Genomic DNA, 541 nt, shown 5'->3' on the forward strand with positions numbered 1-541 from the left:
GTGACAACGGCGATGCCGCCCACGGTTAGCGAAGTCACGCCGTCCAGCGCCGTGATGGTGAACGTGCCGCTCTGAGTCAGAGCCGTAGCATCCGGCGCGCTGCCGGTGCTGAGGTTTTTCTCGAAAACCGTGAGCTCGCCACCGTTCACGTCGAGACCGCTGATGGTCACTGGATCGTCGTTGTTGTGGATCTGCAGCACGAGGTTCGCGGTGCTGGTGTCGCCGTCCGAATCGGTGATGGTGTAGGTGAAGGTTTCCGTGCCGTTGCCACCGCCGTGCAGGTTTTTGAAGTCCGCATCATTGGTGTTGAGGGTGTAGGTGTACGTGCCATTCGCGTTCAGCACTAACGTGCCGTAAGTCCCGGTGAAAGTGCCGGCGGTGATCGGGCCGACATTTGGCCCGGTCGGTACGCGGTCGGCGCCCTGCACGTCGTTGGTCAGGACGTTACCGGTCAGGGTCAGGTTGGTTTCCGAAGCGGTGCCGGTATTGCTGTCATCGACGGCCTTTGGCAGGTCATCAACGATGTTCACATCCAGAGAAG

Annotated in this window: 1 protein-coding gene; it reads right to left on the reverse strand. The window is 60.6% G+C overall.

Annotated elements, in window-relative coordinates:
• On the reverse strand, window positions 1-541 hold a 541-nt coding region (locus ACW9HX_RS29120), incomplete at both ends, for an Ig-like domain-containing protein (protein ID WP_457383219.1).

It is taken from the genome of Pseudomonas sp. SDO52101_S400, from assembly GCF_054071635.1.